Annotated in this window: 10 protein-coding genes; 4 read left to right on the top strand and 6 right to left on the bottom strand. The window is 71.9% G+C overall.

All coding sequences use genetic code 11. The features are described from left to right. The 5 genes from GT354_RS33705 to GT354_RS33685 all read right to left on the bottom strand — a co-directional run. Window positions 1-1,200 (bottom strand): lyase family protein (locus GT354_RS33705; RefSeq protein WP_161360165.1); only part of this gene is annotated, 1,200 nt, incomplete at its 3' end. Next, a complete protein-coding gene (locus GT354_RS33700; RefSeq protein WP_161360164.1) occupies window positions 1,197-2,483 on the bottom strand; it encodes an ATP-grasp domain-containing protein in 1,287 nt (428 codons plus the stop codon). The genes GT354_RS33700 and GT354_RS33705, both read right to left, overlap by 4 nt. Continuing rightward, window positions 2,483-3,595 carry a cysteine synthase family protein gene (locus tag GT354_RS33695; RefSeq protein ID WP_346012300.1) on the bottom strand — a complete coding sequence of 371 codons (1,113 nt, stop codon included), beginning with the start codon at window positions 3,593-3,595 and terminating at the stop codon, window positions 2,483-2,485. Before GT354_RS33695 ends, GT354_RS33700 begins: the two co-directional genes overlap by 1 nt. A gap of 26 nt (window positions 3,596-3,621) precedes the next feature. After that, window positions 3,622-4,881, bottom strand: coding sequence for a cytochrome P450 (locus GT354_RS33690; protein ID WP_161360162.1), 1,260 nt, complete (start codon window positions 4,879-4,881; stop codon window positions 3,622-3,624). Further along, the gene (locus GT354_RS33685; protein WP_161360161.1) at window positions 4,881-6,728 is read right to left on the bottom strand and encodes a non-ribosomal peptide synthetase; all 1,848 of its coding nucleotides are present in this window, start codon (window positions 6,726-6,728) and stop codon (window positions 4,881-4,883) included. The genes GT354_RS33690 and GT354_RS33685 overlap by 1 nt, the downstream gene beginning before the upstream one ends. A gap of 332 nt (window positions 6,729-7,060) precedes the next feature. Here GT354_RS33685 and GT354_RS33680 point away from each other — a divergent pair, with 332 nt between their 5' ends. The 4 genes from GT354_RS33680 (at window position 7,061) to GT354_RS33665 (ending at window position 11,086) form a co-directional block, all read left to right on the top strand. After that, complete coding sequence (locus GT354_RS33680) at window positions 7,061-7,852, top strand: SDR family oxidoreductase (RefSeq protein ID WP_346012299.1); 792 nt, start codon at window positions 7,061-7,063, stop codon at window positions 7,850-7,852. A 216-nt stretch (window positions 7,853-8,068) separates the two neighbouring features. Continuing rightward, window positions 8,069-8,950 (top strand): class I SAM-dependent methyltransferase, encoded by an 882-nt coding sequence (locus tag GT354_RS33675; protein WP_161360160.1) that lies wholly within the window; start codon window positions 8,069-8,071, stop codon window positions 8,948-8,950. 109 nt (window positions 8,951-9,059) lie between these two features. Continuing rightward, complete coding sequence (locus GT354_RS33670) at window positions 9,060-10,313, top strand: pyridoxal phosphate-dependent aminotransferase (protein ID WP_161360159.1); 1,254 nt, start codon at window positions 9,060-9,062, stop codon at window positions 10,311-10,313. Then, window positions 10,310-11,086 (top strand): tryptophan 2,3-dioxygenase family protein, encoded by a 777-nt coding sequence (locus GT354_RS33665; RefSeq protein WP_161360158.1) that lies wholly within the window; start codon window positions 10,310-10,312, stop codon window positions 11,084-11,086. The genes GT354_RS33670 and GT354_RS33665 overlap by 4 nt, the downstream gene beginning before the upstream one ends. On the opposite strand, the gene GT354_RS33660 is transcribed toward GT354_RS33665, so the two are convergent. Beyond that, a complete protein-coding gene (locus GT354_RS33660; protein WP_161360157.1) occupies window positions 11,060-12,271 on the bottom strand; it encodes a cytochrome P450 in 1,212 nt (403 codons plus the stop codon). The two genes, GT354_RS33665 and GT354_RS33660, sit on opposite strands and share 27 nt — an antisense overlap. Window positions 12,272-12,430 lie beyond the last annotated feature (159 nt).

The following is a 12,430-nucleotide window of genomic DNA, read 5'->3' as shown; positions in this document are numbered from 1 at the left end:
CCGGAAGCCGAGCCCGCTGTCGAGCGCGAGACGGTTCGCGGCCTCGGTCGCCGCCGTGTGGCCCGATTCGGCACGCGCCGTCATGCGCTCGGCGTCCGGTCGCGCGGCGCCGAGCACCAGGCGCAACAACTCGACGGCCTCGGTCAGTTGCCGTACCGCGTCCTCGACCGGGCGCATGCCCTCGGCGTGTACGGCGATGGCATTGCTGAACGGCGTCTTGTGCATCGCCGTCGCGGCCGTGACGAAGGCGCCCAGCGGGGCGGCCGCCTTGCCCGCGACGTGTTCCAGGACGAAGACGTTGCGCTTTTGCGGCATCATCGAGCTGCCGCTCGTCAGCGTGTCGGGTACGGTCAACAGCCCGCTGTCCGACGTGGTCCACACCAGCAGGTCGGCGGCCACCCGGCTGAGCAGCACCCCCAGGACGGCGCCGGCGGACAGCAGGCGAAGGCCCGCGTCACGCGAGGCGACCGCCGCGACCGAGTTGGGGCACGCCCCGCCGAAGCCGAGCAGCGTGGCGGTGCGACCGGCGTCGATGGGCACGGTCGTGCCGCCCACTCCGCCGGCTCCCAGCGGACTGCGGTCCAGGTCTTCCGCGACGCGGGTCAGCGCGTCGATGTCGGCCGCGAGAGCCGTCGCGACGCCGCTGAGGTAGTGGCCGTAGGTGATCGGCACGGCCGGTTGGTAGTGCGTGTAGGCGGGCATCACCACGCGCGCGTACCGGCGTGCCGTGCGGGTCAACGTGCCGAGCAGGCGCAGCGCTTGCCACAGCAGGTCCAGGTACGGTTCGCGCAGTTTGAGCTGTTGCAACGTCGCGGTGAGGTCGTTGCGGGAGCGGCCCAGTTGCAGTTGTCCGCCGACGTCGGGGCCGAGGCGTTCGGTCAGGAACAGTTCGTACATCAGGTACCACCCGCGTGGGGCCGGGCGTTCGCGCAGGGACGCGAAGTCCTCGGCGCGGAGCGCGTCGACGGCGGCGAGCAGCCGGGCGGCGGCGTCGGCCGGCAGGATGCCGCGCTCGGCGAGCATCACCACGTGCGCCCGGTCGATCTGGGTGGTGAGCGCCAGGTCGCCAACGAACGCGGCTTCCACGCCCGGCTGTTGGGTCAGGGCGCGGACGCGCGGGTGCATCGGGACCCGTCCGCCCGTGTGCGCGCGTTCGTCGCCCGTCGTGGATCCGGCGCCACCCGTACGGTTGTCGGTCACACCGAACCTCCGTCCCCGGCAGCCGCCGACGATGAAGAGAGGGAAGAACCGCAGGAGCGGGAAGAGGCGGTGGACCGGGTCCGCACCGTGAGTGTCCGCAGCGCCCGCTCGGCGAGCTCAGCGGCCCGCGCCGTGTCCGGTGCGGTGGCCAGTACCGATCCGACCCGATCCCGGAAGTCGCCGTGGCGGGTCATCGGCGTGCCCGGCACCGCACCGACCTCGACCCGCAACACGCCGGGCATCCGGGCCGCCGCCGCGCACCCGTCGACGCCCGCGAACACTCCGCTCCCCGGAACAAGCAGGAAGCGTACGGCGGCCGCGCCCTCGTGCCGGGGCGGCGGCGCGGCGGGGCGCCCGAGTGCGGTGTCCAGGAGCGCGTCGATCAGGTCCACGCCCGTTGCCGCCAAGACGAGTTCGGGGATCCCACCGCCCGCCAGGCGGGGATTGACCTCGATCACGACCGGTCCGGCCGGCCCCGCCCGCAGTTCGACGTGCGCGGGGTGGCCGGTCAGGCCCAGCGCCGCGACCGCCGCGACGGCGTCCGCACGCAGCGCGGCGAGCAGGTCGGGGTCGCCGACGGCCGGGAAGTCGTGCCCGGTCTCGACGAAGTACGGGAGGCCGCCGAGGTGTTTGGCGGTGATCCCCACGACCCGGGCGCCGACCAGTTCGACGGAGAACTCCGGGCCGGACACGTACTCCTGGAGCAACACCCCAACCGGCACGGCGAGTCCGCGTTCGTTGACCGACTCGGCCAGGAGGGGGCTCGCGTGCCGACGTGCCTCGTGCGCGTCGGCGCACAGCCGCACGCCCACGCTGCCGCTTCCGGTGACCGGCTTGACCAGGAAGGGTCCCGAGCCGAGTCGGTGCCAGGCGGCCTCGACGCGCGAGCCGTCGGTGACGGTGATGCCGCGCGGGACCGCTACCCCGGCTGCCGCCAGCGCCCGGCGTTGCCGGCCCTTGTCCCGGCAGGTGACGACGGACTCGGGATCGGGCCCGGGCAGGCCGAGTTCGGCGGCGAGTGCGGCGGCCGTCCCGATGTAGTGGTCGGACGTGCTCGCGACGCCCACCACCGGGCCGGGGAGCCCGCGCACGGCCTCGACGAGCGCGTCCACGGACGCGGTGTCGGTCACGACGAAGGGAACGTCGTCGGCGCGAACGTAGTCGTAGCGCTCCGGCCGCGCGCACAGCAGCATCGGCCGCAGGCCGCGCCGGCGCGCGGCCCGCGCCAGGGCCCGTCCGTTGCCGGTGGTGTTGCTCTCCACCAGGGCCAGGGTCTCGGTCATCAGGCGCGCACCCTCGGGGCCGGGCTCGGGGCCGGGTCGGGCGCGGGGCGCCGGCCCCACACCATGTGGTCCCAGTGGCCGCCCACCCGGCCGGGTTCGTCGACGGTGTGCGGCTCGGTGGGCAGTACCGGCAGGTGGAGTCCGCGGGCGCGCAGCCAGGCCGGGTCGCCGGAGGTGGACTGGTAGCGGTGCCCCTCGTCGGCGAACAGGGCCAGCACCGTGCGGTCGGGCCGCCGGCGGGCCTCCCAGCGCGCCACCAGATACGCGGCGCCGCTGGTCGGTCCCATGAACAGCGCGTGTTCGCGGTGCAGTCGGGCGGTCGCCTCGAACGCCTCGGCGGCGCCGAGCCAGTGCACGTCGTCGAAGGTGCTGTGCTCGACGTTGGCCGGCATCAGGCTGTTGCCGAGTCCGCGCAGGGTTCGGGGGCCGTCGGGCAGCCCGAACAGCACGCTGTCGTGGGTGTCGACGGCCACCGCACGGGTCGCGGGGTCGTAGCGGCGCAGGCCGTCCGCGGTGCCGCACATCGAGCCACCGGAGCCGACGCACCCGACCAGGGTGTCGACGCGGCCGATCCGCTCGTGGGCCAGGTCGGCGACTGCCGTGTAGGCGGCGGGGTTGAGCGGGTTGTCGTATTGGGAGGGGACGAAGGCCGGTTCGTACTCCGCGCAGATCTCCGCCAGGCGGTCCAGCCGGGCTCGTTGGTGGCCGCCGACGGCCGCCGGTTGCGTGACGATCTCCACGCGTGCGCCCAGGTCTTCGAGCCGGGCCTTGAGCGGCGCGTCCAGGACGGGGTCGCTGACCAGGACGAGCGGGTATCCGCGCAGCGCGGTCACCATCGCCAGGCCGAGTCCGAAGGTGCCCGAACTGGTCTCCACCACGGTCGTTCCGGGGCGCAGTTCGCCGCGTTCGACGGCGGTGTCGACGATGTAGCGGGCCGGGAGCAGCTTCATCACGGTGAAGCAGGCCGCGTAGAGGTTGTGTTCGAGCCTGACCAGTCGCGGCATCTCGGCGGCGGCCACCGCGTCGCCGATGCTCGCCGCGCGCGCACGTTCCCCTCCCCCGCTCACCGTCCGCCCGTTGACCACCCGGTCGTACGCCGATTGTCCGTTCACCGACGGCGTGTTCACCGCCCGGCCCGTCACCGGCTGCTCCGGCTGCTCCGGCGCCGATGGAACCGCATCGGCATGGACGTGATGCCGTTGATCCAGTTGGACCGCAAGTGGGTGATGTCGCCGCTGGGTTCGACGCCTTCGAGGGCGGTGCCCAGTTCCTCGAAGAGCATCCCGAGGGCCATCCGACTCGACGGTGCGCCGATGCAGTAGTGCGGGCCGCCGCCGAAGGCCAGGTGCGGGTTGGGCGATCGGGTCGGGTCGAACGTGTACGGGTCGGCGAACACCGTCTCGTCGCGGTTGGCCGAGGCCACCCACGCACACACCCAATCCCCTTTGCGCAGTGCGGTTCCGGCGATCTCGGTGTCCTCCCTGACCCGGCGCACCAGGTGATTGGTGGGCGTCGTCCAGCGCGATCCCTCCTCCACCAACAGCGTGGTGGTGGCCTGGTCGGCCAACGCGGCGTCCCACAGGTGCGGGCGCTGCGCGAGCGCGAGCAGGGTGTGCGACGCGACGTGCGGCGTGGTGGAGTTGGCGCCGAGCAGGAAGCTGTAGCAGTTCAGCGCGACCCGGAGGTCGTCCAGCGGGGCGCCCTCGGTCTCCAGCGCGATCAGGGCGCTCACCAGGTCCTCGCCCGGGTGGGCCCGCTTGGTCTCGATGATCTCGGCGAAGCACGCGAAGAGTTCGTGATGGGCGCGGCGCAGGGTCTCGTGGGTGCTTTGCCCGCTGACGTATTCGGGATCGTCGGGGGCGATGCTCGCGGTGGTGTAGAAGGCGATGGTCTCCCAGTAGCCGTCGGGGATGCCCATGAGTTCGCCGATGACCGCCATCGGCAGCAGCCGCATCAGTTTGGCGAAGTCGTGTTCGCCGCCGTCGAGGCACGGTTGGGCGAGGGCGCGTACCCGCTCGCGGATACCGGCCGCGCGGTTGCGCACGACCGAGTGGCTGAGCGTGCGCATGGTCGGTCGGCGGATGTCGGTGTGCAGCGGCGGGTCCATCAGGGTGATCGTCCGGCCGCCGGCGCTGTCGCCGACGCCGACCGAGGCCAGGATGGTGCCGTCCTCGGAGCCGAAGACCCGGTGGTCCTTGACGATGCGGTCGCACTCGGCGTACCGGCCGAAGCCCCAGAAGACGTCCCCGGTGGCGGGGACGGTGTGTCTGGTGACCGCGGTGTCGGCGCGCATGGTGCGCCACATGGCGTGTCGGCACTGTGCGTAGGCGCCGGGATCGGTGACGTCGACGTCGTCGTAGGGCACTCGCAGGCCCGGTGGCGGTGCGGTGATCTCCATCAGCGGGCGCCGTTTCGGCCGACGCCGGTCACGGCGGCCAGTTCCGCGATCGTCTGGTGTCGGAAGAATGCTCCGGCCGAGCACTCGATGCCGAGCAGTCGCAGTCGCTGGATGGTGTCGACGCTGAGGATGGAATCGCCGCCGAGTTCGTAGAAGTTGTCGTCGACGCCGACGCGGTCGAGCCCGAGCACCTCGGCCCAGACGTCGGCCATCAGCGTTTCGGTCTCGCTGTGGGGCGCCAGGTATTCGGGCAGCTCGCCCAATCGGTCGCGGGAGGACCACGGCGGGGTCAACGCGTTGCGGTCGGGTTTGCCGTTGGGGTCGTGCGGCATCCGGTCCAGGACCAGGCACGTGCCCGGCACCATGTGTGCCGGCAGGCGCTCGCGCAACCACGTGCGCATCGTGGAGGCGGTCACCCGCGCGTCGCCGGCGGGCACGGCGTAGCCGACCAGGCGCTTGCCGCCCACCGCGGTGCCGAACACCGCCACCACGGCCTCGGCCACCTCGGGACGGGCGTTGAGGACGGCCTCGATCTCGCCGGGTTCGATCCGGTAGCCGCGAATCTTGACCTGGCGGTCGGATCGGCCGCAGAACTCGAACGCGCCGTCCTCCCGGCACCGCGCGAGGTCGCCGGTACGGTACATCCGGCCGGCGCGGCCCGGCGCGAAGGGGTCGGGCAGGAACCGCTCGGCGGTGAGCGCGGAACGGTGCAGGTAGCCGCGGGCGACTCCGGCCCCGCCGACGAACAGTTCGCCGGTCTCGCCGCGCGCGACCTCGCGCAGGTCTTCGTCGAGCACGTACATGGTGCGCCCGCGCAGCGGCGTGCCGATCGGTACCCGGTCCCAGGTCGCGTCCGAGGTGGCGGCGTGCAGCGACGCGAACGTGGTGGTCTCCGTGGGTCCGTAGGCCGCGAGGACGCGAAGTCCGGGCACGGCGGCGGCCGTTTGTACGTGCTGGGGGGACAGCACGTCGCCTCCGGTGATCAGCGTGCCGACCGGTTCCAGCGCGTGGGGTGCGTGGTCGGCCAGGACGTGGAACAGGCCGGTGGTCAGGAACAGCCAGTCGGGCCGGCGCTTGGCGAGTTCCGCGGACAGGTCCTCGACCGCGACGGGGCCGCCGCGCAGGATCTCCACCCGGCCGCCCCGGCACAGCGCGGCCCAGATCTCGAACGTCGAGGCGTCGAAGGCCAGCGGGGCGTACTGGGCGACGGACTGGCCCTGCCGGACGGCGATGCGCTCGTCGTCGAGCACGAGCGCGACCACGGCGGCGTGCTCGACCACGACGCCCTTGGGCACACCGGTGGAACCGGAGGTGTAGATCACGTAGGCGGCCTGGTCGGGCCGTACCGGACCGGCCGCGAGCTCCGCGAGCGGATCGGCGTCGGGGCAATCACCCGCGTCGGAGTCGATGTCGGAGTCGGTGTCGACGAACAGCATCGGGACGCCGTCGTCGACGAAGTCCGGTTTCGGGCCGCGCGGTGCGACGACCGCGGCCGCCCGACAGTCGCGCACCATGAAGCGCTGCCGCTCCAGCGGGAAGTCCGGGTCGATCGGTACGTACGCGGCGCCTGCTCCCAACACCCCGAGGAAGGCCACGATCGCCGTCGGGGAGCGCGGCACGGTCACCGCGACCCGATCCTCGTGTCCGACTCCGGCAGCGCGCAGACGGGTCGTCAGGTCACGTGCGCGGGACAGGAGATCGCCGTAGGTGAGGGTGTCGCCTTCGATGGAGACCACCGCTGTCGCGTTGGGCTCGCGCAGCGCCTGATACTCGACCAACTCGTGCAGGACGGCCGCCTCGCGCTCCGTCGGATGCGCTTCGGACGCCGTCACATTCGTCGTTGTCATCGCCTTCCGCTCCGCTCCGCTGTGCCGAACCGTCAAAGGAATAGCTTTCCGACAATTGAACGGATCGGGTCCGCGGTCAATGCTCGTGAAGGAATTCGGAAGGTAGTCGGGAGTTCGTCGGCCGTGCGTCGGAAAGCGGCCGGAGGTTGGCCGACGGTCGGCCGGAACGGGCTCGACACGGTTCGCGGAGCGCACGCACAGGGGCGGGAAACATACGGGAAAGAATCATGGCGGCCCGGCATTTCGCCGGTAAGCATGACGGCACTGTGGATCGGCAATGTAGATCGGTTCCGTGGAAGGGCACAGCGGATTCGACACCGTGGACAGCAACTGTGGATTCGGCCTTGTGGGGAATCTCGATGGCGTTGGCGGGCAAGGTAGTTCTCATCACGGGTGCCGGCTCCGGCATCGGCTCCGCGATCGCGGCAGGGGCCGCGGCCGCCGGGGCGTCGGTGGCCCTGGTGGGTCGGCGGGCCGACGCGCTGGAGGCAACCGCCGCGCTGGTCCGGCGAATCGCGGGCGAACACACCCGGATCGCCGTGCTCCCGGGAGACATGCGCACCGGCGCCGAGGCCGAACGGGTCACCGCTGCCGCGATCGATCGTCTGGGCCGGATCGACGGCTTGGTCAACAACGCCGGGGTGGCCCGCTTCGCGCCGCTGGAGAGTGCCACGAGTGAGGATCTCGATGCCATGCTCGACACCCATGTGCGCGGCCCGGTCGCCTTGATCCGGGCCTGCCTGCCTTCGCTGCGCACGCACCGCGGCAGCGTGGTCAACGTGTCCTCGGTGGGCGGGACCCTGGCCATGCCGGGGCGCTCTCTGTACGGCGCGAGCAAGGCCGCCCTGAACAGTCTGACTCGTTCCCTGGCCCGGGAGTTGGCGCCCGCCGTGCGAGTGAACGCGGTGCTCCCCGGGCCGGTGGAGACGCCGATGTACGACGATCTGGGCCTGGACGCGCACGCGACGGCGGCCTTGCGGGCAAACCTGCTCGCCGGCACGCCGATGGGGCGATTCGGCACTCCCGACGAGGTCGCCCACTGGGTGTGCACGCTCCTCGACGACGAGAGATCCGCGTGGGTCACGGGTGTCCTGATGCCCGTCGACGGCGGCCGGACCGCTTAGGTCGCGTCCGGCCCGCGCCCCGCACCAACCCCGCGCCCGACTTCCGTTGGGCCGCACCACGCAGGCCGCACCACGCAGGCCGTACCGCTCGCCCGGACACCACGCGGCGCCGGCCCACCACGCGGTCCGCGGTCCGGATCCGAGACTTCACGACAGCGTCCGAACACCTCACCGACAGCGTCCGAGCACCGCACCGACAGCGCAGGAGGAGAGACCGTGACCACGACCGACGACGCCACGACCGTCTACGGGCGACCGGAGTTCGCCGACATCGACATCGGCGACACGATGCGCCACGGCCACCCCGACATCACCGACGGGGACCGGCTCATCGTGGACCTGGTTCGCCGCCGGGCCGCGACCCTGGGCCGTCCGCTGACGGTGATGGACGTCGGCTCCGGCTCCGGCGTGGTGTCCGCGATGCTCGCGCACCGGTTGCCCGAACACCGGGTGATCGCCAACGAGATCGAGCCCAAGCTGATCGCGCAGGCCCGCTCGCGGCTCGGCGACTTCCGCAACGGCGAGGTATTCGACCGGCCGTTCCAGGAGTGGAAGGAGCCGCTGGACGTGATCATTTCGTGGGGCTCGCACCACCACTTGCCGAACACCTACCTCGACCACGTGCGCACCCTGCTCGCCGACGACGGCGTGCTGATCATCGGCGACGAGTTCTGCCCCGAGTACTGCGACGACAACGACGCGGCCCGAGTGACCACCGCCGAGGTGATCCACCTGGCCGACGGCCTGGTCCTGACGTCGCACCGCGACGTGGCCGCCTACCGGGCCGAGGGCGTGGTCCCGCAGTGGTCACGCGACCTGGAGGCCAAGCGCCGTCGCGCGTTGTGGCATTGGTACAAGTTCGTCATCGACTACGCGATGGCCAAGGACAACTGGACCGTGGTCCTGGCCGAACTCCAGATCACTCGCGACGACCTGACCACGACGTTCGACGAGGAGCACAAACTCTCGCCGCTGATCGTGCGCCGCGACCTCGAACTCAACGGATTCCGACCCCTGTCGACGAACGTCATCGGCAACCGGTCGGTCGACCTGCAGAGCTTCTACCTCTACGAGTTCGCGCCCCGGGCCCGGGCCTGAAGCAGTCGGCGGACGCGCCGGGCCGCGCAACCGCCACGCGCGCACGCCGCACGAACTCGTCCCGCAGCGCCGTACCCACAGCCGTACCAGCGGAAAGAGAGCTGCCATCATGTCGACCTTTGAGGTGAGCGCCGCGCATCCGGCCGTCTCCCGTGCGGCGTCGATCCCGCCGTCGTGTCTGCACGACGTGTTCCGCTCCGCCGAGGCGTGGGAGCGGGCCAACCACCGGGCGGCGATTCGACTGCACGTGGGCGAACCGGCGTTCGGGCCGCCGGCCGAGGCGATCGAGGCGCTGGGCGCAGCCGCTCGGGAGGGCCGCGCCGCCTACACGTCGGCCGAGGGCATGGTCGAACTCCGCGAGGCGCTCGCCGGGAAGCTGGCGACCGAGAACGGCCACGACACTCGGCCCGACCGGGTGTTCGTCTCTCCCGGGTCGTGCCAGGGGCTCGCGGCGTTGATGCAGTCGGTGGCCAATCCGGGCGACGAGATCCTGTTGCCGGAGATCCACTGGCCGATCCATCTCCAGCAGGCTCTGTTGGCCGGGCTGCGACCGCGGTTCTACCCGCTGGACCGCGACTTCCGCCCCGACCTCGACTCGCTGGCCGAGGCCGGTGGCGAAGACACCCGGCTGATTCTGGTGAACACCCCGTCGAACCCCGCCGGTGTCGTGCTCGACGAGCCGTTCCTGCGGGCCGTGTTGGACATCGCCCGGCGGCGGCGCTGGCGGATCGTCAGCGACGAGGCGTACGAGCACTTCGTGTTCGAGGGCGAGCACGTGTCGATGGCCTCGTTGGAGCGCGACGTGCCGGAGGAGGAGCGGTTGGTGCACTCCGCGTTCAGCTTCTCCAAGAGCTACGCGATGACCGGATACCGGCTGGGGTACATCGCCGTCCCGAATCGCAGCGCGGCCGACGCGCTGCGGGTGGTCCAGGAGGCGAGCATCGTCTCGCCGCCGACTCCCGTGCAGCATGCGGGGCTTGCCGCGCTCGGGGTGCCGGGGGCGGCGGCGCGCAACCGCGACGCGGTACGGGCGAATCGGGACCGGGCGCTGCCGAGCCTGGTCGCGGCGGGGCTGTTGGGGCGGGTGCCGCCGGGCGGGTGGTACGCGCTGCTCGACCTGGCGTCGACGGGCCTGGACGCCGACGTCTTCGCGGCCGAACTCCTCGCCGAGCACGGTACGGCGGTCGCGCCGGGGCGCGGCTTCGCGCTGCGGCCGATCATCGACGCGAACTGCCGGGTCACCGGCCTCGGGCAGTCGCCACGCTCGCACGGGTTGCTGCGGATCGCGTTCTGCGGCGACGGTGACCTGCTGGCGGCCGGTGTCGAGCGGCTGCTCGCGGCGGCGCACGGAGGCCGGGCGTGAACGGCTCCGCGGCCCGCATGTCGGCCCCGCCCGAGAGCGCGGCCGGCGATGCCGAGGGGCCGACCTACGACGGGTATCTGCGCCTGCCGACGATCCTGACCGCGCAGGCGCCCAGCACGCCGGAGAGCGACCGCTTCACGCACGCCGCCGAGCACTTCTTCATCGTCGCGCACCAGACCTGCGAGCTGTGGCTCAAACAGGCCCTGCTGGACCTGGACCTGGCCGCCGACGCGGTCGCCTCGCGCCCTCGCGACCCGGAACTGTGTCTGGAGCAGGTCCGCCGCGCGACCCACGTACTGACCATGATCGCGGAGCACTTCACCGTACTGGAGCGCCTGACCGTCTCCTCCTTCGCGCGCTTCCGCGGCTCGCTCGGCCGGGCCAGCGGGGCCCAGTCGAGGCAGTTCCACGCGCTGTACCGCGCGTTGGGCCTGTACGGCGCGACGAGCAGGCTGTTCCAGGGCTTCCTGGACACCCTGGCGGAGCGTGATCTCACCGTGGCGGAGGTCTACCACCGGGCGCCGCACTGCGGCGTGCCGTATCTGCTCGCCGAGGCGCTGGTCGATCTGTCGCAGGCGGTGCGCCGAGGCCAGTTGGCGCACGTCGAGCTCGTGGTCCGTCAGATCGGCGCGCGGCCGGGCACGGGTCGCACCACGGGCGCCGACTTCCTGGCCCGGCGCCTGGCAGCGCCCTTTCCCGAGCTGTGGGAGGCTCGCGCGGCGTTGCACAGCCCCGGCCCGGTCGGTTCAGTCGGCGTCCAGTACGACCGGTAGCTCCTCCAGGCCGCGAAAGAACGGCGCCGGTCGCCACCGCAGGTCGGTCGCCGACCCGGCCAACCGCATCCGGGGGAACCGGCCGAAGATCGCGCCCAAGGCCAACCGGGCCTCCATCACGGCCAGCGGCGCCCCGATACAGCGGTGGATGCCGTGGCCGAAGCCCAAGTGCGAGCGGTCGGCCCGGTCGATGCGAAACGAGTCGGGATCCGGGAAACGCTCCGGATCCCGATTCGCCGCGTGCCACAGCGCCGCCGTGACCGCCCCGGCCGGCACCACTGCGCCCGTCAGCTCGACGTCCTCCCGGGCCACCATGAACGCGATGCCCGCCGGCCCGTCGTAGCGCAGGACTTCGTCGATCGTCGCCGGCAACAGCGCGGGCTCGGAGGCCAGTCGCGCGCGCTCGTGCGGGTGGGTGAGCAGGAGTTTGCTGCCGGTGGCGATCAGGTTCACCGTGGTCTCGTGGCCGGCCACGAGCAACATGAACGCCATGCCGACCAGTTCGGCCTCGGACAACCGCTCGCCGCCGTCCCGGATCTCGATCAGGGCGCTGAGCAGGTCGGTGCCCGGTCGGGTGCGCTTGCGACGGATCAGGTCGAGGAAGTACGCGAGCAGGTCTTCCTGGGCCTGGCGCAACCGCCGCTGCGAGTCGGCGCGCGCGGTGGAGACCATGCCGTCGGTCCACGCGCGGAAGTCGTCGCGATCGGTCGCGGGCACCCCGAGAAGCTCGCAGATGACGGTGATCGGCAGCGGATAGGCGACCGCGGTGATCAGGTCCAACGGCGTCGTGCGGGGGGCCGCGTCGAGCAGCCCGCCGACGATGGTCTCGACTCGATCCGCGAGCAGGTTGACCCGGCGCGTGCTGAAGGCACTCTGGACGAGCTTGCGCACCCTGGTGTGGTCGGGTGGATCGAGGGTGAGCAGGTTGCGGTTCATCGGACTGTCCGGATCACCGGTGAGCGCGGTCGCCTCCGGCGGGGCCAGGTGCAGGTCGCGGCTGAACCTGGGGTCGGTCAGGCTGTTGCGCACGTCCTCGTATCGGGTCAGCAGCCACATGTCGAAGCCCTGCGGGGTGGCGATGCGGTGCACCGGGGAGGTCCGGCGCAGGTGCGCGTACGTGGGATAGGGGTCGGCCAGGAAGGCCGGGCTGAACAGCGGTGGTACCGGCGGTGCTTCCTGCTTCATCGCTCACCCGTTCCGGAGTCTGCTCGGTGTCCTCGGGCGCTCGGGTCCTCGGTCCTTGGTTTTTGCTCTCGGACCTCGGTCCTCGGTTTTTGTTCCTCGGCGCGCGGTCAGGCCCCGCCGGCGGCGGTCGGCGGCGTGGACGTGGCCGGCGGCGCCGTC

Origin of the sequence: Streptomyces sp. SID3343, from assembly GCF_009865215.1 — a bacterium.
GTDB lineage: Bacteria > Actinomycetota > Actinomycetes > Streptomycetales > Streptomycetaceae > Embleya.
The sequence above is the reverse complement of the archived record's forward strand: the minus strand, read 5'-3'. Positions and strand labels throughout refer to the sequence as shown.

What these genes read in the sequence shown, in the direction of transcription:
- GT354_RS33700 (WP_161360164.1), bottom strand. Translation starts at nt 2,483, where the DNA reads ATGACCGAGACCCTGGCCCTGGTGGAGAGCAACACCACCGGCAACGGA.
- GT354_RS33690 (WP_161360162.1), bottom strand. Translation starts at nt 4,881, where the DNA reads ATGGAGATCACCGCACCGCCACCGGGCCTGCGAGTGCCCTACGACGAC.
- GT354_RS33670 (WP_161360159.1), top strand. Translation starts at nt 9,060, where the DNA reads ATGTCGACCTTTGAGGTGAGCGCCGCGCATCCGGCCGTCTCCCGTGCG.
- GT354_RS33685 (WP_161360161.1), bottom strand. Translation starts at nt 6,728, where the DNA reads ATGACAACGACGAATGTGACGGCGTCCGAAGCGCATCCGACGGAGCGC.
- GT354_RS33660 (WP_161360157.1), bottom strand. Translation starts at nt 12,271, where the DNA reads ATGAAGCAGGAAGCACCGCCGGTACCACCGCTGTTCAGCCCGGCCTTC.